This is a genomic window from Lutibacter citreus, from assembly GCF_003260195.1.
Lineage (GTDB): Bacteria > Bacteroidota > Bacteroidia > Flavobacteriales > Flavobacteriaceae > Lutibacter > Lutibacter citreus.
In genome coordinates, this window is record NZ_QEIH01000002.1 from 252070 (window position 1) to 275933 (window position 23864).

Annotated in this window: 19 protein-coding genes; 5 read left to right on the plus strand and 14 right to left on the minus strand. The window is 29.0% G+C overall.

What is annotated here, in order from left to right; translation table 11 throughout:
- Window positions 1–5 precede the first annotated feature (5 nt).
- The 12 genes from DAD81_RS04145 to DAD81_RS04200 all read right to left on the minus strand — a co-directional run bounded on the left by DAD81_RS04145 (window position 6) and on the right by DAD81_RS04200 (window position 14137).
- Complete coding sequence (locus tag DAD81_RS04145; RefSeq protein ID WP_111706972.1) at window positions 6–188, minus strand: hypothetical protein; 183 nt, start codon at window positions 186–188, stop codon at window positions 6–8.
- A gap of 3 nt (window positions 189–191) precedes the next feature.
- The gene (locus DAD81_RS04150) at window positions 192–947 is read right to left on the minus strand and encodes an enoyl-CoA hydratase/isomerase family protein (RefSeq protein ID WP_111706973.1); all 756 of its coding nucleotides are present in this window, start codon (window positions 945–947) and stop codon (window positions 192–194) included.
- A gap of 12 nt (window positions 948–959) precedes the next feature.
- Window positions 960–2294: an MATE family efflux transporter gene (locus tag DAD81_RS04155; protein ID WP_111706974.1), complete on the minus strand. Its 1335-nt coding sequence runs from the start codon at window positions 2292–2294 to the stop codon at window positions 960–962.
- A complete protein-coding gene (locus DAD81_RS04160) occupies window positions 2287–2796 on the minus strand; it encodes a GNAT family N-acetyltransferase (protein WP_111706975.1) in 510 nt (169 codons plus the stop codon). The genes DAD81_RS04155 and DAD81_RS04160 overlap by 8 nt, the downstream gene beginning before the upstream one ends.
- Complete coding sequence (locus tag DAD81_RS04165) at window positions 2796–3644, minus strand: alpha/beta hydrolase family protein (RefSeq protein WP_111706976.1); 849 nt, start codon at window positions 3642–3644, stop codon at window positions 2796–2798. Before DAD81_RS04165 ends, DAD81_RS04160 begins: the two co-directional genes overlap by 1 nt.
- Before the next feature lie 11 nt (window positions 3645–3655).
- Window positions 3656–6397, minus strand: a complete 2742-nt coding sequence (locus tag DAD81_RS04170; protein WP_111706977.1) for a PD-(D/E)XK nuclease family protein — start codon at window positions 6395–6397, stop codon at window positions 3656–3658.
- 128 nt (window positions 6398–6525) lie between these two features.
- On the minus strand, window positions 6526–7884 hold the full coding sequence (locus DAD81_RS04175) for an OmpA family protein (protein ID WP_245949172.1): 1359 nt from the start codon (window positions 7882–7884) through the stop codon (window positions 6526–6528).
- A 119-nt stretch (window positions 7885–8003) separates the two neighbouring features.
- Entirely contained in the window at window positions 8004–9197 is a 1194-nt protein-coding gene (gene kbl, locus DAD81_RS04180; RefSeq protein ID WP_111706978.1) for a glycine C-acetyltransferase, read from the minus strand.
- A 37-nt stretch (window positions 9198–9234) separates the two neighbouring features.
- Window positions 9235–12381 carry a UvrD-helicase domain-containing protein gene (locus DAD81_RS04185; protein ID WP_111706979.1) on the minus strand — a complete coding sequence of 1049 codons (3147 nt, stop codon included), beginning with the start codon at window positions 12379–12381 and terminating at the stop codon, window positions 9235–9237.
- Window positions 12382–12433: 52 nt separating this feature from the next.
- Complete coding sequence (locus tag DAD81_RS04190; RefSeq protein ID WP_111706980.1) at window positions 12434–13096, minus strand: hypothetical protein; 663 nt, start codon at window positions 13094–13096, stop codon at window positions 12434–12436.
- A gap of 101 nt (window positions 13097–13197) precedes the next feature.
- The gene (locus DAD81_RS04195) at window positions 13198–13632 is read right to left on the minus strand and encodes a tellurite resistance TerB family protein (protein WP_111706981.1); all 435 of its coding nucleotides are present in this window, start codon (window positions 13630–13632) and stop codon (window positions 13198–13200) included.
- Between the two features lie 64 nt (window positions 13633–13696).
- Window positions 13697–14137 carry a TerB family tellurite resistance protein gene (locus DAD81_RS04200; RefSeq protein ID WP_111706982.1) on the minus strand — a complete coding sequence of 147 codons (441 nt, stop codon included), beginning with the start codon at window positions 14135–14137 and terminating at the stop codon, window positions 13697–13699.
- 88 nt (window positions 14138–14225) lie between these two features.
- Between DAD81_RS04200 and mfd the strand changes: the two genes are divergently transcribed.
- Together mfd and DAD81_RS04210 are read left to right on the plus strand one after the other, a co-directional pair.
- Window positions 14226–17618: a transcription-repair coupling factor gene (gene mfd, locus DAD81_RS04205; protein WP_111707382.1), complete on the plus strand. Its 3393-nt coding sequence runs from the start codon at window positions 14226–14228 to the stop codon at window positions 17616–17618.
- Window positions 17611–18468 (plus strand): DMT family transporter, encoded by an 858-nt coding sequence (locus DAD81_RS04210; RefSeq protein WP_111706983.1) that lies wholly within the window; start codon window positions 17611–17613, stop codon window positions 18466–18468. Before mfd ends, DAD81_RS04210 begins: the two co-directional genes overlap by 8 nt.
- Before the next feature lie 11 nt (window positions 18469–18479).
- On the opposite strand, the gene DAD81_RS04215 is transcribed toward DAD81_RS04210, so the two are convergent.
- Window positions 18480–19076, minus strand: coding sequence for an HAD family hydrolase (locus tag DAD81_RS04215; protein WP_111706984.1), 597 nt, complete (start codon window positions 19074–19076; stop codon window positions 18480–18482).
- Between the two features lie 152 nt (window positions 19077–19228).
- On the opposite strand from DAD81_RS04215, the gene DAD81_RS04220 reads away from it, so the two are divergent.
- Window positions 19229–20785, plus strand: a complete 1557-nt coding sequence (locus DAD81_RS04220; protein ID WP_111706985.1) for a sulfatase-like hydrolase/transferase — start codon at window positions 19229–19231, stop codon at window positions 20783–20785.
- Window positions 20786–20908: 123 nt separating this feature from the next.
- On the opposite strand, the gene dprA is transcribed toward DAD81_RS04220, so the two are convergent.
- Complete coding sequence (gene dprA / locus DAD81_RS04225) at window positions 20909–22012, minus strand: DNA-processing protein DprA (protein WP_111706986.1); 1104 nt, start codon at window positions 22010–22012, stop codon at window positions 20909–20911.
- A 96-nt stretch (window positions 22013–22108) separates the two neighbouring features.
- Between dprA and DAD81_RS04230 the strand changes: the two genes are divergently transcribed.
- Together DAD81_RS04230 and DAD81_RS04235 are read left to right on the plus strand one after the other, a co-directional pair.
- A complete protein-coding gene (locus tag DAD81_RS04230; RefSeq protein WP_111706987.1) occupies window positions 22109–23041 on the plus strand; it encodes an HU domain-containing protein in 933 nt (310 codons plus the stop codon).
- Between the two features lie 66 nt (window positions 23042–23107).
- Window positions 23108–23617, plus strand: coding sequence for an acyl-CoA thioesterase (locus DAD81_RS04235; protein WP_111706988.1), 510 nt, complete (start codon window positions 23108–23110; stop codon window positions 23615–23617).
- Window positions 23618–23864: the final 247 nt, after the last annotated feature.

A 23864-nucleotide genomic window follows, 5' to 3' on the forward strand; every position in this document is an offset into this window, starting at 1 on the left:
ATAAATTAATCTTCTAAATCTTTTCTATTCTTTGCTTTGTAATAAACCAAATATGCAATTCCCACTAAAACCACAAAGGGTAAATAAGTACCAATAACTACGCCTAACTCATAACCACTATCAGGTGCATTTTTTATTTTATCTTCTATATCTACGTCTTGTAAAAATCCTATTAGGTTAAAAAACATTGTTTATTTTTTAAATTTATTTAGTGCATCCTTTGTGAATTCCGACAATACTAGTTTTCCGCTTATTTCAGCTCTATTCTCCAGCAATTGGCCCCAATCTTCAGTTCCACTCCAAAACACTCTCTTCATCTCTCTTAAGGCTTTAGGATTGTAATTAGAGAGTTTATTCAACAACACGTCCAACTCAAAGTCCATATCTTTAATGTTTTCAAAAACATTTGAATACAAGCCTTTCTTTTGAGCCCAATAAGCATTTTTCCAACTTGTAGCATCTATAGTTAACTCGCTCAAAGCTGCCACTCCCATTTTTCTCTCAACTACTGGCGCAATAACAAATGGTCCAATACCAATTGTAAATTCAGATAATTTAATAGATGAAGCTTCTGTTGCAAAACAATAATCACAAGCTGCTGCCAAACCTACTCCACCACCAACTGCTTTTCCTTGAACTCTTCCAATAATTAATTTAGAACAAGTTCTCATTGCATTTATTACATTGGCAAAACCAAGAAAAAACTCCTTTCCTTGTTCAAAATTATCAATATTCACTAATTCATCAAATGAAGCTCCTGCACAAAATGCTTTATCCTTTTCACTTTTTAAAACAATTACAGATACCTCATTATTATTACTTAATTCATTAAAAGTCTTTGCAAGCCTTTCTAATAATTCTTTAGGCATTGAATTACTGGCTGGGTGATAAAACTCAACAGTTGCAATATTTTTTTGAATTTCTGTATATAAACTTCCATTACTCATAGTGGTTCAAAGTTACGTGTTTTTATGCAAATACTTATTCCTAAATTTAACAACTAATATACCAGATCTTAATAACATCCAAATAGTAAATGCTATCCAAATTGCATATAATTTCAAATCAAAATAATCACCAATTACCAAGGCCGGAATAAACCCTAAAAAAGTTGCAACTATTAATAAGTTTCTTAGGATCACTGCTTCTGCTAAGCCTTTAAAAATACCGTCAAAAACAAAAGCAACAGCATTAATAGGCTGCATTAGAATAACAATCCAAAATATTTGATAAAAAGAAGCCAACACATTTGTATCCTTTGAAAATAGTTTTCCTATATCATTATAAAAAACACCACATAAACACGCCAATATTAAAGCAATTATTATAGAATATCTGCTTAATTTAACACTTAAAATCCATAATGATTTATAATCTTTTTCACCTAATAATTTTCCAGAAACAATATTTCCAACACTTGCATAACCATCAATAAAAAATGAGAAAAACAACCATATTTGAAATGCAATTGTTTGTGCTGCAATATAATTATCTCCATACTTTGTAGCGTATGAATTTGACAAATAAAGTGCAATATTTAAAGCTACAGCTCTAACTATTAAATTTAAACTTATAGCTATAAGATTCTTAATTTCTTTATTAAAAGGAAATTTAAGTTTATAACTAAATGGTGTTTTTTTGAATAAGAGCACGGCTGCTAAAATTGCCATAACCCCTTGTGAAATTACACTTGCCCAAGCGGCTCCCTCTACATTCAACGGATCAATAAAACCCTCTATTCCGTATACCAAAGCAACGTCTAAAACAACATTTAAAACAGCTCCAATAATACTAATTACCATTGGCCAATAGGTGTTTTGTAAGCCTCTAAAAACACCAAAAGCCGAAAACACAAAAAGTGTAAGCGGAAAACCAATTGCCCTTATTTTGTAATATGCAACCGCATAATTTAATATAATTCCTTCAGCATTATAAAGTTTAAAAATTTGATTTACAAACAATAAAGTCACCAAATAAATAACAATACTAAGCACTAAATTTATAGCGATTATTTGCGCAGGTAAAGTTCCAATTTCATTTAGCTTTCTAGCTCCCAAATACTTACTTATTGTAGCTGAAATAGCAGATCTTGTTTGAGCCAAAATCCAAACTAAAGCAGAAATAAATGAACCTGCAATACCCACAGCTGCTAAAGCTTCAGTAGGATTTATATTAATATTTCCTACAATTGCAGTATCCGTAATTGAAAGCAAAGGCTCTGCAATACCAGATATTATTGCAGGTATTGCCAATTTATTTATCCCTTTAAAAGTTATGTTTGAAGCTTTATACATTTAGTGTTTTTTCATAACAATAAAAGGGATAAGAACTTTGATTTTGAAAATAAATACTCTCAAGTTTTATGTAATTTCGTTTTTCATAAAAATGCTGATTTCTTTTATTTTTACTGAAAGTATCTAACCTAATTGAAGTATATTTATTCTCAACAGCGAATTTCTCTGCAAAATTCATTAATTTTTGTGCATATCCCTTACCCTGAAATTTTGGATGCACCGCCAACCTATGAATATATAAATTATCACTACTTTCACTATTCCATTTCACTGTGTGATATTCTTCATCTACAATATTGGTTAAAACTATAATTCCAATAAGTTCTCTATCTTTTACCAATTTCCAAAGCTGATTTAACTGTAAATCATTTTGTAAAACATTTTTTGAAGGATAATGAGCATTCCATTGAAAAATACCTTGACTTTCCATATGTTTAGCACAACTTGTTGTAATACAATAGAGTTGTTCTAAATCCGATAAAACAGCCTTTTCGATTTTCATTATTTCTTTAATAAAAAAGAGATACTATTTTTTACAACTTCCGCTAAATAATGAGGCATTTTTGGTTGTGTCCACGGTTGTGAACAACCAAGTGGATGCTCCATCCCTTTAATAATAAGCAACTCACTATTAGGATTCCAACTATGTAAATTTTTAGCTTCTATTGGTTTTACTACTTCATCTTTATCTCCTTGAATTATTAACTGTGGAATTTTTAAATTAGCCACAGCCTTACTTATGGTTAAACGCTCTTCATTTTCTTTAAAATTTGTATAAAATTGAAAATAATGAGGCATTTGCTGTTTTGTTCTTGAATTTTCAATATAAGAAACACCAGCTTTCTCCCACATCTTTAACATCTCTGGATTAGGGAATCTCACTCCAAAATTAGAGACTCCTGCCCAAGAAATAACTTTTGTAATTCTTTTATCCTCAGAAGCTTTTAAAGTTACAATTCCTCCACCTCTAGAATGGCCAATTAAGGTAATATTTTCTGGATCTATTTCATTTTTAAATTCAGAATTTGAAAGAATCCAATTAATAATTGTCTCTAAATCATCCAATTCCAACACAAAATTGTTCTTTCCAAAAGCTTCTAAATCTGGAAAATCAATTGGATTTTCCAATGTTCCTCCATTATGAGAAAAATTAAACTTAACAAAAAACAATTCATTTTTTAAAAATTCATCAACCATTAAATTCCATGCACCCCAATCTTTATAACCCTTATATCCATGACAAAATATAACAACTGGTTTTTTAATCTCATTTTTGTTATAAAAAACATCTGTCACAATTGGCTTGTTATGTTTATTACTTTGTACGGGTATATTTATTAATTTGTTCATTATTAACTATTTTAAAATGGTAAATCTTTATTCTGTATAAATGGTGTTTTTGGGTCTAATATCTCTTTAATCAAGTTTTTTATCTCCTCCATAAAACTATTAATTCTTTCTTCTGAAACCTGATTGTCTGTTCCTCTATATTTTTCTGAAAAATTCATTTTTAAAAAACCTGAATTCAAATTTTTAAAAGATATCACACCACTTTCTAATTCACTTAATTCTTTTTTATTAGTTTTAGAATACATAAATGAATACAACATAACCTGCATTGCTTTTGTGTATTTATAATCTTCAGAAATTAAGCTAAAATCAGCTAATTTTAACTCACTTGCGGCAACCTTTCCGGTTTTGTAATCAATTATCCTTGTTATACCATCTAATTCATCAATTCTATCTACAATGCCTCGTAAACGAATTGGATAATCAATTCCTTCAATTGTTATTTCTACGTTTAAAAACTGTTCTAAAGCTATAATTTTCAATGCTTTATTTTTAGATACAACAGCTAATTCTTTCTTTAAAAAACGGTTTATATGATTTTTACAAACCTCAAATATAAGTTTGTTTTTTCCTGTTTCAATATTTCCTTTTAAATAATGCTTCTCAAAATATGTTAGTAATAAATCATCTAATTTCAGTTGCATATTAGCAATTGAATCTTTTGAGATAAACTTGTTTTCAAAAGGCTTATATAATTGCTCTAGAACATCATGAATTACGGTACCCATTGTATTTACAGCTATGGTTTCCTCTACTTCATCTGCATCATAAATTCCCAAAACTTTTTGTTCATAAAATTTTAAAGGGTTATAAATATAGGTGGCAAATGCAGAAGGTGATATCCCTTTTGTAAATACTTCTTTTAGTTTTTTAAGAATCGCATCTGTTTTTTCTATTTGAATTACCTTATCCTCAGTTTTCTGTAATTGTGGACTAACAATAGTATTTTTAATGTTTAGATTTTTAATTTCTAATTGTGTTAGAAAGCGACTTTTTTCACCAGCTCCATAACCATCCGTTTCTGTGTTATATAATAAATAAACATTTTTGGCCCGCTGAAGTAAACGTTGAAAATGATATGAAAAAATTGCATCCTTCTCTTGAAAAGTCGGCAATCCAAAGTATTTTTTCACATCATATGGTATAAACGAAGCCTCATTCTTACTTCCTGGTAAAATCCCTTCGTTTACCGATGTTATAATAATTGTTTCAAAATCCAGTACACGTGTTTCTAACATCCCCATTAACTGCAGGCCTCTTAATGGCTCTCCCTGAAATGATAGCTTTTCATTTTGTAAAATTTGGCCATAAAACAAAGTCAATGTTTTTAAATCTGAAATATGATTATACCTATTATTCAAAGCTTCTATTTGTTGAAAAACTTTATAAAAACGGAATAAATATTCTCTATCCACCCCTTCAACCAACGGTTTTATTTCACTTATTAATTGAAGACATTGATTAATAATTTTACTTATTGAAGTTGAAAATTCAAATAACTGCAAAAAGAAACTAACTTTTTCAAGTTCTTCCGTTATAATTGAGCTTTTCAAATCTTGTACAGTTAAAAATATTTTATTCTCTTTTTTTAAATTAGAAGCAATCTTTTGAAGGATTTCACCTTCCTTTTTATTTAAATAAGGGTCATTAAGAATGTTTAAGACATCTTTAAAGTAAAACTCGCTGTTCTGTGCTTTATTAAATTTTTGCTGGTTTAAATGCAGTTTAAATAACTTATCAAACAAGCCGGAAAGTGGAATATCATTTAAAGGATATCCCATTGTAATATTTATATTTTTAACGCTATTTGGAAGTGAATTTAACGTTAGTGTTAATAAATTTTCATCAGCTAGAACCAATGCTGTTTTTTGATGATTATCAAATCTTTCTAATAATTCTCCGGCATATTTAATTTGGGTTATATTTTTAGGAGCTCCTATAAATTCAATATTCTTATTATCATCACAATCTGATTGCACCCATAAAAAAGAATTTGATTTATAAAACGCCCATTCTTCTTTGTATTTTCTTAAAAAATAACCTGCTTCATTTGATTTTTTAAAGTATTCTTCAGTCGCATCCCAATAAACTGTTGCTATTTTAGCATTTAATAAATACTGAAATATATGCTCTTCCGCATTATTTAATGCATTAAACCCTACAAATACAATATGTTTATCTGAATTATTACTTATGTAATTGTCTAAATTTTTAGTAGCTTCCCTGTATACTAAACCCTGATATCCAAACCTATTTATTTTCAATTTTTCATAAAGTGAATTATACAATTCACCCATTACTTCAAAAAATTTAAGATAGTTCACCGCTAATTTACTAGGTGATTTATCTTGAAACCATAAATCTATTTTTTTAAGATCACTTAAATTTGAAAATAATTTTGAGCTATCAACTAAATAACTATCAATATCATTAAAATCTTTTAGAATAGTTGATGCCCATAGTGAAAAAGTTTCAAAGGGTTCCAATTTTTCTTTTGGTACAATGTTTTTATAAATTGAATAAAATTCAAAGAGTAACTGAACATTATCAATTAATTTTATATCTGCTAATTCTTGAATATATTTTTCAATACTTACAATTTCTGGCAAGAATATACTTGAAGATGTAATCTCTATTAGTTCCTTCTTTAAAAAAACACAAGAGCGTTGGCTTGGAAGAACAAATATTACATTACTAATATCTATCCTCTTATCTATAACATCTTTTACTACTTTTGAAATAAATGAATCCATACACTATTTATAAACTATAAAACTAAGAAAAGCCTTTTAAAATAAAATGGCTTTACTTAGTTTTTTCACTTTTAATCCACAAAAAAAGCCATTCTTACGAATGGCTTTTTTTTATATGTTTAATGAAATTATTTTACTTCATTAATTTCAACTCTTCTGTTATTTGCTCTACCTGTAGATGTTTTATTATCATCTATTGGAGCAGTTTCACCAAACCCTTGAGCTCTTAATCTGTTAGCTGAAATTCCTTTACCAATAAGGTAATCTTTCACAGAGTTTGCTCTATTGTTTGATAAAGTCATATTTCTAACAGCACTTCCAGTGTTATCTGTATGACCATCAATTGAAAATTTGAATTGTAAATTTTGATTTTCACTTAAAATAGTAGCTACTCTATCTAATATAGATGCAGCATCTGGTCTAATGTTCCATTTTCCAGTATCAAAATTAACACCTCTTAAAGCTGCGTCTAAAGATAATTGATCAGCAAAAACTTCAGGACAACCTTCGTTTTTAGCAGGACCAGGTACTTCAACACATCTATCAATTAAATCAATAACACCATCTTCGTCAGTATCTTTGAAAGGACAACCAGCGTTAGTTTTAGGACCAAATACATCTGGACAAGCATCATCTTTATCAGCTGTACCGTCACCATCTTTATCTGGACATCCGTGAGTTACTTTTAATCCAGCAACTTTTGGACAATTATCTTCAGAATCTTGAACTCCATCACCATCAGTATCAGGACATCCATTAAACTCAGCTAAACCAGCAACTTCTGGACATTCATCACAACAATCCATAACACCATCTTTATCAGTGTCTGTATCTGCACAACCACCAAATTCAGCTGAACCAGCTACAGTTGGACATTTATCTTCTTTATTGCTTATACCATCACCGTCAACATCTTTGTTTCCGAATTTCCAAGTTAAACCAACTGAATGTTGAAACATTTCAAAATCAACTGGAGTATTTACTTTTTTCCATCCAGTAGTAATGTTAATTCCTACATTATCACTAATCCAAGCATTGAAACCTAAACCTGCGTTAAATCCAATTCCGTTTTTAGAACCAACCCAGTTTTCACCTAAACCAGCATATACAAAAGGATCAAACCATCCTGTTTGACCAAAAGCATTATTTAAATCGTATTTTGCGTTCAAATCTAAACCTACATATGTAGATTCTCCTGCACTCCAAGGTTCATCAATTTTATTCAATGACCCTGCTAATTCTAAAACAAATCCTTTTCCAATATTTCTAGCTATTGCTAATCTACTAATCCAAGGGATCATATTTACATCGTTTCCGCTCTCGTTAAAAGATCCAAAATATCCCCCATTAGCATCAGAAGGTGTGCTAACATCAATAGCGTTAGCTCCAATAGTTAACATCCAAGGATTAGTTTCGTCCTGGGCGTTAGCGTTGCTATACGATGCAATTAATAACAAAGCCAAAATGGCAATTTTTAAATGTTTCATTTTCAATAAATTAAATTAAATGTTCTTTTTATTTTTTTAAGTAAAATAAGCTACCGTTACATAACTAATGTAGCAAATTTACAAAATATTCTTAAATAGAGGACAATAATATAACAAATCTAAATAATTTTCAACTTTTGTCCTACTTTTTTAAAAGCTTCTAACGCTTTATCTAAGTGTATTTTATCATGTGCCGCTGATAATTGAACTCTTATCCTTGCTTTACCTTTAGCAACTACTGGGAAAAAGAACCCAATTACATAAATTCCTTCATCCAATAACATATCTGCCATTGTTTGAGATAATTTAGCGTCATAAAGCATTACTGGTACAATTGCAGACTCTCCTAGAACAATATCAAATCCTAAAGAAATCATTTCTTTTTTAAAATAGTTGGTATTCCATTCAAGCTTATCTCTTAAAGAGGTATCTATTGAAATCATATCAAATACTTTTAAGGATGCACCAACAATTGCTGGAGCTAATGAATTTGAAAACAAATATGGTCTAGATCTTTGACGAAGAATCTCAATTATCTCTTTTTTACCAGTTGTATAACCACCCATGGCTCCACCTAAAGCTTTACCCAACGTTCCTGTAACAATATCTACCCTACCCATAACATTTCTAAGCTCAAGGGTTCCTCGCCCTGTTTTACCTATAAATCCAGCTGCATGACATTCATCAACCATTACTAAAGCATCATATTTATCTGCCAAATCACAAATTTTATCCAAACTTGCAACAACACCATCCATTGAAAAAACTCCATCAGTTACAATAATTTTAAATCGATGTTCTTTTTTATTGGCTTCTATAAGTTGCTTTTCTAAATCTTGCATATCATTATTTTCATAACGATATCGTGCCGCTTTACACAACCTAACACCATCTATTATGGATGCATGGTTTAATGAGTCTGAAATTATTGCATCTTCATTTGATAGCAATGGTTCAAAAACCCCGCCATTTGCATCAAAAGCAGCCGCATATAAAATTGTGTCTTCAGTTTGATAAAATTCAGCAATTTTTTTCTCTAATTGTTTATGAATATCTTGAGTACCGCAAATAAAACGTACTGAAGACATTCCAAAACCATGAGTATCCATTGTCTTTTTTGCCGCCTCAATAACTTCAGGGTTATTTGAAAGTCCTAAATAATTATTTGCACAAAAATTAATAACTTCTTCTCCCGTACTAATTTTTATAACCGCACTTTGAGATGATGTAATAATACGCTCTGATTTAAACAAACCAGATTCCTTTATTTCCAAAATCTCATTTTGTAAATATTGTTTTATTGAACCGTACATAATAGTATTCTTTAATTAGAGATAAAGTTATAAATTTTTAAACTTCTTCAACAGTTATTTCTTCATTTATATACACTAAAATCTTTTTATCAATTTTATAATTTAATTCTTCTAAAACCGAACCGTAATGCAAAAGTTGCTCGTGATATTTTTTATTAGGAACACCTGTTTTATAATCAATAATTGTAACAAGGTTTTTATTAACAACTAATCTATCTGGAATTATAATGTTTTTATCATTTGTTAATATTTCTTGCTCAGTAAAAACAGCCTCATTTTCATTGAAATATTGTTGTAACACTTCATTATCTACTATTTTACTCAATAGTAACCTTAATTTGTCTTTTTCTTCTGCAGATATCACTCCTTTAAACAAATACTCTTGAAGAATACTTTCAATATCATTCTTAATTTTTAGTTGTGATAATATTTCATGAATTAAATTTCCATAATCTACAGCTTTTCCTTGCTCAGTATCCCATAATAAAGATGAATTTGCAACTATTGATATATTATGATTTTTCCAAGAGTTAGATATAAATTTCTTTTGATTAGTTCCTGTATTTTTAACATTTTCGGGAATGTTTAAACGTTTTGTATCCCCAAAATTATATTCGGTTTTCTCAGAATCCCACAAGCTGTTTTGTTTTAAAAAACTAACAAACAATTCTGAAACTTTTTTAATTTCATCATCTTTTTTTGAATCTTTCTTTTTTTCTGAAATAATATATAATTGTTCAACCGCTCTGGTTAATGCAACGTATAAAATATTAAAATTATCAAGCTCTTGTTCTTCTTTTTGGTTTTTAAACAATTGAACTCCTTCTTTACCAATATAATTTAATTTTGAACTGCTGCTAACTAATATAGAATTTATATTACTTGATTCTGTATAATTATACCAAACTTTTTGTTTGTAATTACTATAAATTTCAATGTCATATGGATAAATAACTACTGGAAACTCTAGTCCTTTCGCTTTATGAATTGTCATAATTCGAACTGCATCTTTTGTTTCTGGAGCAACAATACTTAGTTTATCTTTTTTTAATTCCCATAAATCTAAAAATTCAGATAATGAGGCTTGTTTTTTCTGTTGGTATTCAAAAACAACATCTAAAAAAAACTGAATTTCAGAATCAGAATTTGTAGCCAACTTAAAATTTCGAATTATATATTCAAAACTCTCATAAAATGGAGTTTGGATAAATTCATTGTAATTAAAATAAATATTAACATCTTTTAATTTCTCAAAAAATTCAGAAATAGGTAAGTCTATATATTTACTAATAAAAAAGTGTTTTTCTTCTTTTATATTTAAATGATCAAATAAAAAATAAAGTAGTTTAATTTTTAATTCATTATTAAGCGGATTATCAATAACACTAATTAAATTAATTATAAAATCAACTTTATTATTGTTCTTAATTAATAGTGTTTCCGAAGAAATAATATCAATTTTATTCTCAGATAAAAAGTCTGCAATAGCAACGCCTTGTTTTTTTGTTCTTACTAATACACAAATTTCATTCTTTTGAAATGAATCATCTAAATTTTGAATTGTTTCCAAAACTTTTTTAGGATAAACTAAGTTTCTTTCTTCATCTTTCGGATCAATTTCAACAAAAGACAATTGAACAAAACCTCCTAAATTATTATTTATTTTTTGAGAATTCCCATCAAAATATAGGTCGCTATGATTCTTATTTGATAAAAATTGTGAAATATGTTTAAAAAATGAATTATTAAATTCAATAACTTCCGAATAACTTCTATAATTTGTCTCCAAATTAGATACCTTTTTTACAACATAAAAAGGATTACTTTGTTTATTTTTTTCGTTTAAAGAGAGTGAAATAAACTGTTCCGGATCTCCACCACGCCATCTGTAAATTGACTGTTTTGCATCACCTACTAATAATAATTGCCCATTCTGACCTAACTCATTTTCAGAAGTAATAGCATTTTCTATTAATGGAATTAAATTATTCCATTGCAATTGCGAGGTATCTTGCATTTCATCAAGAAAGTAATACTTGTATTTTTCACCTAAACGTTCATAAATAAAAGGTGCTGGTTCATCTTTAATAGTATCTCTTATTAATTGATTAAATTCTGCATTCAATAAAATATTGTTATCACTTTTTAATTCTTGTAAAGAATTATTAACATAACTTAAAACAGCTAAAGGAATTAGGCTATTTAACAATAAATCGTTTAAGGTTTTCTTTTGAAATAACTTTTCAGACTCTTCATACAACCCAATTAGTTCGCTAATTACACTATTAATAGCATTTTTTATATCATCTGATTTAGATTTAGAAAAGTACAATTCTTCCTCCAATCGCAGTTTTAATTTACTTTGATCAAAAAACTTAGCTTTTTTATAATCAGTAGCTAAATTTTGAAAATGTTTAGGAATTAAAGCATAATAAAAATCTTTAAAATCAACTCCAATTGAATTAATAAGGGAAAGTCCATTTTCACCAATAGTCTTAAACTCTTCTTCTATTTTTTTATTTTCTTTTTGAAGTTGCCCTTTAAGTTTTGTAAAATCATTAATTGGGATTTCGTTTAGAGATTTTAAATAAACGGCATCATTTTCATTTAAAATAATTGAGGCAAATTCCTTAAGTTCAAGTGAAATATCCCAAGATTTATCATCATCCAACTTTTGAATTGCATAGTTTACAAGTAAGTTGGTTAATTCTTTGTTCTCTCCAATTTTTGAAATAACTACATCAACAGCCTCATTTAATAAACTTTGAGCATCCATTTCAACATCAAAATTCATTGGTAGTTTTAAATCATATGCAAAAGTTCTAATAATTTTATGAGTAAAGCTATCTATAGTAGTAATACCAAAAGCTGAATAATTCTGTAAAATTGCATTCAGTACTTTTTTTGAATTTTGAAAAACTTCCTCTTCGGTTAAATTTGTTTCTTCGCAAATAGCCGATAGCATGTTATTACTCTTAGCAGTTGAAAATGTTCTTAAATTTTCAATTACCCGTTCTTTCATTTCACCGGCAGCTTTATTGGTGAATGTTATTGCTAAAATTTGTTGAAACTTATATGGATTTTGACTTTGTAATACTAATTTTAAATATTCCTTTACAAGTGTAAATGTTTTACCACTACCTGCAGAAGCACTAAAAATTTTGAAAGGGCTATATTGTTGCATGTATATAATTTATAATGCAAGTTAGTAATTATTAAAATAAATTTGAAGTAATCTATCTACCGCCTCTCCAATTAAATCTTTTTCTAGAATTCCACATATATCTATTATGTGAACTTAATTTCATTACAAATCCAAAAGTGTAAAATGCGTGAGGATACAATGAAAAATCAGGAGAATTATATTTAAAACCACCTTGCGCACAAAAACCAAATTTATCAGTAAACCAATATTTGCCTCCAATTCCAAGATTTACTGTACCTCCACTCTTATCTGCAAATGTATAACCACCTCCAGCATAAATATAAGGAACAAAGTAATTTTCTGGATTCACCAAACTATAAAGAATATTTCCATCAAAAGCATAATAAGAATATTCATCAACAACCAAATCTCCGATTTTAGTTATTTTATTTGCAGAAAACTGCACATCTAAAGAAATTCTATTTTTCCAATAACGTGTAATATTAATACTAGGTGCTGATATATTCCAATGATCTTCTGCATTGGTAATTTCGTTAAAAATTCCATTCTGATTTCCTGTTGAAGGATCTAAACCAATGAAATTTGTAGGATTTAGGAATGGGAAATAATCTACGGCATTAATTCCAATACCAACCACCCACTTACTATATGCGTCTTGAGCATTTACAGTACTAAATACCAATATATTAAAAGTAAATAGCAACAGTACTTTTTTAAGCAATCCTATTTTCATAGTTACGGGGCATTTGTTAATTCCTAATGATTTAAAACGAATAAAAAATAAATAAATTATATTTACTAGGGGTTTTTTATTGTTTTTATCAATAATTGTTGTTAAAATCTATTTACTTGCTTAATTGCCTTGGTGAAATCTTCTAAGTCATTGTCATTCAGAACTAGATGAATCGCTTCATCTGCTACTTTTTCAACATTATCTATTGGAAAACCTAATCCTGTACAAATTTTTCTTAATATTCCTACTTCTTTACTAGACACTTCATCATCAGCATAAATCATTTTAGCCAAATCATATAAATGTTCAATGCGCTCATCATAACTATGCAAACCTTTAATTGGATAGTTATTAGAATTTTCAAGTATTTCTTTGTATTTATCTTCTAAAATATGAAATCTTTTAGCAACTCTTCTTAACAACTTATCTTCACCTTCAGAAATAATTTCATCAGCTAAAGCTAGATTAACAATACTTGCAAAATGAGCAATATTTTTTTTCTGTTCTCCTTCTAAATTAAAATCCGATACACCCATATTTTATTTTTTCAATCGCAAATATAATTAAACCATTAAAAAATAAGCAATTATTAAAATAAATTTAATGTTTTATTAAGTTAACTTTTTTAATTTCAGCCTTAAAGTCTTCTAAATCGGGCTCTTTTAAAAAAAATTTAATAGACTCTTTTACAATTAATCTAACATTTTCAACCGGAAAACCAAGTTCAATTGCAATTCTATCCATTAAAGATGTTTTATCTATGGTAGGATTTCTATCTAAAAACAACATTTTTGTTAAATCATATAAACGCTCAAGACGCTCATTATAACTTACTGGCGGATTTGCAGGATACTTATCTGGGTTTTTAAGAATCGATTTAAACTCACTTTTAGATATATCTAGTCTTCTTGCTAAACGTTTTAATAATACGTATTCATTTTCGTCAATTTTATCATCTCTTAAAGCCAATCTTACAATAGTGCCAAAGTGACCAGTATTTTGCTCGTGCAACCCTGTTGGGTATAAATCTGAAATAGACATAATAGATACTTTTAATTGGTTGTATTATAAATTTACGGATTTTTTTTGGTTTTTCCATAAAATAGTACCTTTGGCAAAATTTGCAAAATTGAGTAAGCAAACCATTATTAAATCATTTGAGCGAATTGTTCAGAAAAAACAATTAGCCTCATTACTATCAAAAGACAATCAACAAGTTCAAATTTCAAATTTGGTTGGTTCGTCATTGTCTTTCATTATATCTGAATGTTTTAGACAAGTAGATAAACAGTTTCTTTTAATTTTTAATGATAAAGAAGAAGCAGCCTATTATTTAAACGATTTAGAACAATTGTTAAATGATAAGGATGTTTTGTTTTATCCTGGTTCATACAGAAGGCCTTATCAAATTGAAGAAGTAGACAATGCCAATGTATTATTAAGGTCTGAGGTTTTAAATAGATTAAACTCCAGAAAAAAACCGGCAATAATTGTAACCTACCCCGATGCCTTGTTTGAACAGGTTGTCACCAAAGCTGAACTTAAAAGAAATACACTTAAAATTAATGTAAATGACAACCTTACTTTAGATTTTGTAAATGAAATTTTATTTGAATATAAATTCAATAGAGTTGATTTTGTAACAGAGCCAGGTGAATTTTCAGTTAGAGGTGGTATTATTGATGTATTTTCTTTCTCTAATGATGAACCGTATAGGATTGAATTTTTTGGAGATGATGTTGATAGCATTAGAACTTTTGATATAGAAACACAGCTTTCAACGGAAAAATTAACCAAAATAAGTATAATTCCAAATGTTGAAAACAAAGCTTTGGATGAAAAACGTGAAAGTTTTTTAAAATATATATCTTCTCAAACAGTAATTTTCACTAAAAATACCGATCTTTTAGCAAGCAGATTAGATAAATTATTTTCAAAAGCAGAAAGCGCATTTAAAGAATTAACCTCAGCCATTAAACATGCTGAACCAAAAGAACTTTTTTGTAATGGTGCTCTTTTAAAAACACAACTCAACGAATTTACTACTGCTGAAATTTTAAATACTCATCACACAGAATTAGATTCAAAAACTCAAAAACAAATTCTTCAAAATGGCAACAAAAATGTTGTTATTTTCAATACAAAGCCGCAACCTTCATTTAACAAACAATTTGATTTATTAATTGAAGATTTTCAAAAAAATACTGAGAATGGCTTTTTAAACTATCTTTTTTGTGATTCACAAAAACAAGCAGATCGTTTTAAAGAAATTTTTGAAGATGTTGACGCAAAAGATGATTCAAAAATTGAATACGAAACAATTGTTTTTCCTTTATATCAAGGATTTATTGATATAGAAAATCAACTAGTTTGTTACACAGACCATCAAATTTTTGAACGTTATCATAAATTTCGACTAAAGAATGGATATGCTAAAAAACAATCCATTTCTTTAAAAGAACTTACAAATCTTGAAATTGGAGATTTTGTAACACATATTGATCACGGTATAGGAAAATTTGGAGGGCTTCAAAAAATTGATGTTGAAGGCAACAAACAAGAGGCTATTAAACTTATGTATGGTGAACGAGATATTTTATACATAAGTATCCATTCACTACATAAGATTTCAAAATACAGTGGAAAAGATGGAAAAGCACCTAAATTACATAAATTAGGCTCAGCAGCCTGGAAAAAATTAAAACAAAAAACAAAAACTCGTATTCGTCATATAGCATTCAACTTAATTGAATTGTATGCAAAACGAAAAATGAAAAAAGGTTTCCAATACCAACCAGATAGTTATTTACAACATGAACTGGAAGCTAGTTTTTTATATGAAGATACACCAGACCAATCATCATCAACCCAAGATGTAAAAAATGATATGGAAAGTGAACAACCAATGGATAGATTGGTTTGTGGAGACGTGGGTTTTGGAAAAACAGAAATAGCTATAAGAGCAGCATTTAAAGCTGTTGACAACGGAAAACAAGTTGCAATTCTAGTACCAACTACAATTTTAGCGTTTCAACATTTTAAAACTTTTAGCGAGCGTTTAAAAGATTTCCCTGTTTCGGTAGATTATTTAAACAGATTTAGAACTGCCAAACAACGAAAAGGAGTTTTAGAAGGTTTAGAAGATGGATCTGTAGATATTGTTATTGGCACACACCAATTAACAAATTCAAACATAATATATAAAGATTTAGGTCTTTTAATAGTTGATGAAGAACAAAAATTTGGTGTAGCGGTAAAAGACAAATTAAAAACAATTAAAGATAATGTTGATTCTTTAACCTTAACAGCAACCCCAATACCAAGAACATTACAGTTTTCATTAATGGCTGCAAGGGATTTATCAATTATTAGTACTCCACCACCAAATAGAGTTCCTATAGAAAGTCACGTAGTTCGTTTTTCTGAAGAAACAATTAGAGACGCCGTTAGATATGAAATTCAACGAGGTGGTCAAATATTTTTTATTCATAATAGAATTGAAAACATTAAAGAAGTTGCAGGTTTAATACAACGTTTAGTTCCTGATGCAAAAATTGGAATAGGACACGGACAAATGGAAGGTAAAAAACTAGAATCATTAATGCTTTCATTTATAAATAATGAATTTGATATTTTAGTTTCAACCACAATTATTGAAAGTGGATTGGATGTTCCAAATGCTAACACCATCTTTATAAACAATGCTAATAACTTTGGTTTATCAGATCTTCATCAAATGCGCGGAAGAGTTGGTAGATCTAACAAAAAAGCATTCTGTTATTTTATAACTCCACCCTACCATATGATGACAGATGATGCTCGAAAAAGAATTGAAGCCATCTCACTTTTTACAGAATTAGGAAGCGGTATTAATATTGCAATGAAAGATCTTGAAATTAGAGGTGCTGGAGATTTATTAGGTGGTGAACAAAGCGGTTTTATTAATGATATTGGTTTTGATACGTATCAAAAAATATTGAATGAAACTATTGAAGAATTAAAAGAAAATGAATTTAAAGATTTATACAAAGACGAATCAAACAAGCCAAAAGATTATGTAAAAGAAATTCAAATTGATACAGATTTCGAAATTTTATTCCCCGATGATTACATAAATGTAATTTCTGAAAGATTAAGCTTATATAACAAATTAAGTGAGCTTAAAACCGAGGAAGAGTTACTTCAATTTGAAAAAGAAATTATTGATCGTTTTGGAGAATTACCAACTCAAGTGGTAGATTTATTAGATAGCGTACGAATTAAGTGGATTGCCAAACATTTAGGTATTGAACGATTAATTTTGAAGAAAAAAAGGATGATTTGTTATTTTATTTCAGATCAACAAAGTCAGTTTTACAGCACTCCCGTTTTTACTAAAGTGCTAAATTTTGTTCAAAAAAATCCAACAACCTGCGTAATGAAAGAAAAAGAAACCAAAAATGGTTTACGTTTATTATTAACCTTTATACGAATAAACACTGTAGATAAGGCGCTAACTGAATTACAAAAAATAGATGATTAACAGTCATTTAAAAAATATTTTTGAAGTAAACCTTTCTATACTCTTTATTTGTTCTTCAGGAGTTTTAGGGAGATCTATAAACTTACCCCCTGAAAATATAATTTGGTGGCGTTGTTTTTTAGGTGCAATTTTTTTAGGCATTTATTGTTGGTATAAAAAAGACAGCCTAAAAATAACGTCAAAAAAAGATGCAATTTCATTATTCACAAGTGGTTTATTTCTAGGAGCTCATTGGGTTACTTATTTTTACGCACTTCAATTATCAAATGTTGCACTTGGTATGTTGTCTCTGTTTACCTACCCTGTAATAACTGCCGTTTTAGAACCATTGTTTTTTAATATTCGGTTTAACAAAAATCATATTATTTTAAGTGGACTGGTAATGGTGGGAATCTATTTTTTAACTCCCGAAATGGATTTTGAAAACGAAAATACAAAGGGGATAATTGTTGGAGTTATTTCAGCAATATTATTTGCATTAAGAAATATACTTACAAAAAGAAATTTACATCATTTTAAAGCTCCAAAAGTAATGTTTTATCAAATGCTAGTAGCTGTATTATTCATAGCTCCTTTGCTACATGGTGAAGGACTTCCTAAAGTAAACGATATGGGTAAATTATTATTTTTAGGATTATTTACCACTGCTATTGGCCATTCACTATTTGTAAATAGTTTTAAAAACTTCTCAATAAGTACCGTTAGTATAATTAGCAGTATGAGCCCAATTTACGGTATTATTCTTGGAATGATTTTTTTACAAGAAATTCCTGGTGGCAACACAGTAATAGGTGGTGTTTTAATATTAGTAACTGTAATTATTGAAAGTATTCAATCTAGAAATAAATAACTTCTTAAAACCTAAATAGTAAATTCTAATTTATAATAATCATTAACATCTATTACTCCCATTCCAACAGATTCGGCAGCTTGAATTCCTAAAATACCATCTTCAAAAACCAAACAATCTTTTGGTTCAACATCCATTAATTCGGCACACTTTAAAAATGTTTCTGGATGCGGTTTTGGGTTTAAAATATCATTTGCAGTTATTACAATATCAAAAAAAGTATCCATTCCTGTAATCTCTAAAGATTGCTTTGCTCCTAATTTAGTACTTCCTGTTCCTACGGACATAGGTAAAATAGTATGGTACTTTCTTATTACATCAGTAACTACCTTAATTTCTTGTGTTAAATGCGCTGATTTTTTAAAATGAGCAGCTTTTGCATTTCCAACCTCTATTGGGTTCATTGTAGTGCCATATAACTGGTTCAACTTTTCAATAGTAGCAATTCTAGGCATACCAGTTAAACTCCTAAATAAATCAGCATTAAAATCTATTCCATACGGCTTTACTGCTACTCGCCAAGCTTCAAAATGGTTTTGCATTGTATTTGCAATTGTACCATCCAAATCAAAAATTAGTCCTTTAACACCTGCAGGAATTTTAATCATAATAAAAATTTAATCGCTAAAATAGGTATTAATTCTGTTTCAGCATTTAATAATTCAATTTCAAATTAATTATTTATGCTTAATTTTGAATAAAATTATTACATTTACAGAACCAAAATAAACGTATAATATACACTTAATATTTTCATCTTATGAAATTTTTAAAAACACTACTCTTATTAACTTTAGTTTTTACCATAGGTTGTAAAGACAAAAAAGCTCCTGAAGTTGCAAAAACTGCAACAACAGAGAAACTTCCAAACATTATAATTATTTATTCCGATGATTTGGGGTATGGTGATGTTAGTGCAAATGGAGCCACTGAAATTAGCACTCCAAATATTGACAAATTAGCAAATGGAGGTGTAAGATTCACTAATGGATATGCAACCTCTGCAACTTGTACACCTAGTAGATACGGTTTACTAACAGGTGTGTACCCTTGGAGAAATAAAAACGCAAAAATTCTTCCTGGTACTGCACCATTAATTATTAGCACAGAACAAACAACTATTCCAAAAATGTTAAAAACTAAAGGTTACCAAACTGGTATTGTTGGTAAATGGCATTTAGGTTTAGGAACTGGTATTGTTGATTGGAATAAAAAAATTACACCTAGTCCAAATGAAGTTGGTTTTGATTATTCTTTTATTATGGCAGCTACACAAGATCGTGTACCTACAGTTTATATAAAAGATGGAAATGTAGTAAACTTAGATCCTAATGATCCTTTAGAAGTAAATTACAAAAAGAACTTTAAAGGACAACCAACAGGTAAAGACAATCCAGAATTAACAACTTTAAAATGGCACCATGGTCACAATAGTTCAATTGTAAATGGAATACCAAGAATTGGATATATGAAAGGTGGTGAAAGTGCTAAATGGCAAGACACTACAATGGCTGAGACTTTTTTAAATAAAGCTCAAGATTATGTAAAACAACATAAAGACAAACCATTTTTCTTATACTATGCTTTAAGACAACCACACGTACCACGTACTCCAAGTCCTAAATTTGTAGGAAAATCTGGTATGGGACCAAGAGGAGATGTTATTTTAGAAGCAGACTGGTGTATTGGAGAATTTATGAAAACATTAGAAGACGAAGGTTTATTAGAAAATACTTTAATCGTATTTTCAAGTGATAATGGCCCTGTATTAAATGATGGTTATTATGATGATGCTGTAGAAAAACTAGGAAACCATTCTCCAACAGGAGGTTTAAGAGGTGGAAAATACAGCTTATTTGAAGCTGGTACTAAAGTTCCATTTTTCACTTACTGGAAAGGTAAAATTCAACCAACAGTATCTAATGCTTTAATTTGTCAGTTAGATTTATTATCTTCTCTTTCTAAATTAGTTAATAGCGATATTACAACTGGTGATAGCCAAGAAAACTTAGATGTTTTTATGGGTAAAAGTATGATTGGTAGAAAAGATTTAGTTCTTGAAGCGAACAGAAAAACTGCCTACCGTAACGGTGACTGGGCATTGATACCTCCTTACAGTGGAAGCGCTGTTTTAAGTGATGTTAATATTGAAATTGGAAACTCTAAAGAGTATCAATTATACAATATTAAAAAAGATAGAGCACAACAAAAAAATGTTGCAAAAACTAATCCTAAAAAATTAGCTGAAATGATTGCTGGTTATACTGCGATTAGAGGTGAACAAAAAGGAGAAATTAAAGAAGTTGAATTGAAGTAAACTCTAAAATGTCTAAATCTTGAGATTCTGAAACAAATTTAGAATTGCGACTTATTATTCATTCTATAGAATTTAAAAAAAATAAAAACCTGTATTATTTTAAATAATGCGGGTTTTTTTATTTTAAATAATCTCATATAATTTTCCTGGTAAAGGCTTTACCACTCCTTTCATTTCTAAATTGAATAAAATAGTTGTTATTTTATGAATTGGTAGCTTACAATTAACAGCTATAACATCTAACAACTCTTTACCAGAATTTGAAATAAAATCATAAACAAGTTGTTCTTTTTCATCCAAATCTACGAACAACTGCTTTTGAATTACCTTATCCGCCTTTGATTTCACATCCCAATTTAACATTTCAATCAGATCATTAGCCGAAGTTAAAATGGCTGCTTTATTTCTTTTAATTAAATCATTACAACCTTTGCTAAACTTATCCGTAGCCCTTCCCGGCACAGCAAGGACATCTCTATTATAAGAATTTGCAATATCTGCAGTAACCAAAGAACCTCCTTTTTCTGCAGATTCAATAATTATTGTAGCTTCAGAAATACCTGCCACAATTCTATTTCGTTTTAGAAAATTTTCTCTTATTAATTTATCATTATGCCAAAAATCGGTAATAAAGCCACCATTTTTATTAATTTCAGAAACATACTTTTTATGAGATTTTGGGTAAATTTCTTCAAAACCGTGTGCCAAAACCCCAATGGTTTGTAAATTATTTTTTAAAGCTGCTTTATGAGCGCATATATCAACACCATAAGCAAAACCACTTACAATAATTGGATTAAACTCTTTTATATCTTCAATTAATTCTTCACAAAAACTTCGTCCATAGCTAGTTATTTTTCGTGTTCCAACAATACTTATAATTGGTTGTTCTTGTAAATTAAAATTCCCATCCTTAAATAACAAAATAGGCGCATCAATACAATGTTTTAATTTGTTTGGGTAATTTTTATTTTCAAAATAAAAGAATTCAATAGCATTATTTCTAATATAATTGAGTTCCTTTTCGGCAGCAATTAAGTTTTCTTTATCAAATAAATGTTTTATGGTAAAAGCTCCTATTCCGTTAATTTTTTCAAGAGTATGACGTTTCTCTTTTAGTACATTTTTTGCACTACCACAACAAGATATTAACTTTTTAGCATTGATATCTCCAATGCCTTTAACCCTTTGCAGGGCCAAAACATAGAGCAATTCTTCATCTTTCATACAATAACAATTTGAAACTCAATATATAAAATTATTGTTAATAAATATTGCGACAACTCTTTAAATTTAGGTTGGTTTTCAACTATATTTGTTTTAATGACATTAGCAAAATACATCAGCGATTTATTATACAGATATGAATGTGTAATTGTACCAAATTTTGGAGGATTTGTTACCAATGAAATTTCGGCAAAAGTGAATCACTTCACGCATACTTTTTATGCGCCTTCAAAACAATTAACATTTAATACGCATTTACAAAATAATGATGGCTTATTGGCTAACTATATAGCCTCTTCAAAAAATATTTCATACAACAAAGCAGTTGAATTTATTTTTAATGAAGTTAAAGACTGGAAAACAACTTTAGTAAAAGAAGAACTTGAGATTGAAAATATAGGTTCTATAAGTATTAATAATGAAGGTAACTATATTTTTGAACCTTCCAATACTATAAATTATTTAACCTCTTCTTTTGGGTTAAATACTTATGCTTCTCCTGCTGTTAAACGTATTACTTATAAAGAAAAAGTTAAACAGTTAGAAACTATTACTCCAATAATTCCTTCTGAAGAGCATAAGAAAAAAACACCTGCTTTTATTAAATATGCTGCATCTGCTGCAATAATTTTTGCATTAGGAACATTTGGATGGAAAGAGTACCAAAAAGTACAATTTCAAAATTTAGTTGTTCAAGCTGAAGCAAAACAACAAAAGGTTGAAAAATCTATTCAAGAAGCAACTTTTGTAATTAGCAATCCATTACCAACTATTACTTTAAATATTGCTAAAGAAACTTTTAATTACCATGTTATTGCAGGAGCTTTTAGAGAACCTGAAAATGCCAATAAAAAATTATTAGAATTAAAAGCTAAAGGCTACAACGCCAAAATTTTAGGCCTTAATAAATGGAATTTAACACAGGTTGCATACGGAAGTTTCAATTCTAAATTTGACGCAATTAACAAGCTAAATTCTATAAAAAGAACAGTTTCTAAAGATGCTTGGTTATTGGTAAAAGAATACTAGTTTCAACCTAAATATCATTATTCTTTTTTTAATAAATAGATATATCTTTGCCTAAAATTCAATGATATGATTAAAACTCCAAAAGACTCTTTAACTATATTAACTGATATTGTATTGCCCGCTGAAACCAATCCGTTGGGATATCTATTTGGCGGTGAATTATTAGCTCGTATGGATAGAGCTTGTAGTATTTCTGCGCAACGCCACTCTCATAAAATAGTTGTTACAGCATCAGTAAATCATGTTGCCTTCAATAAAGCGGTTCCAGTAGGAAGCGTAGTTTCTATTGAAGCCAAAGTTTCAAGAGCTTTTAAATCGTCTATGGAAGTTTATGTTGATGTTTGGATTGAAGACATAGATTCTCAAGAACGAACCATAGTAAATGAAGGTATTTACACATTTGTTGCTGTAGATAAAGAAGGAAGACCTACAAGAGTGCCAGAACTTAAACCTGAAACCTCTTTAGAAAAAGAACGTTTTGACGGCGCTTTAAGAAGAAAACAATTGAGTCTTATTTTATCTGGTAAAATGCAACCTTCTGAGGCTACAGAATTAAAAGCCATCTTTGTACAATAATTAAGGTATTGCCCTTTTTAAATCACTGATTTCAGCACTTTAGTAAATTCAAAAATAACACTTGACGAAAAATTTTACTCCTTCTTAATTTGTTAATTTTCAATAGAAATTTTTATATAAGGATCTTTAATTTTAAAAAGTAGCTTATCTCATGAATTTTCACTTCCAAACAAGCTATCTACTAACTTTTTAGACACCTTATTTTACTTAAAAGCAATCTTAAAGCCTCTTGTGCTGTTTTTAATTT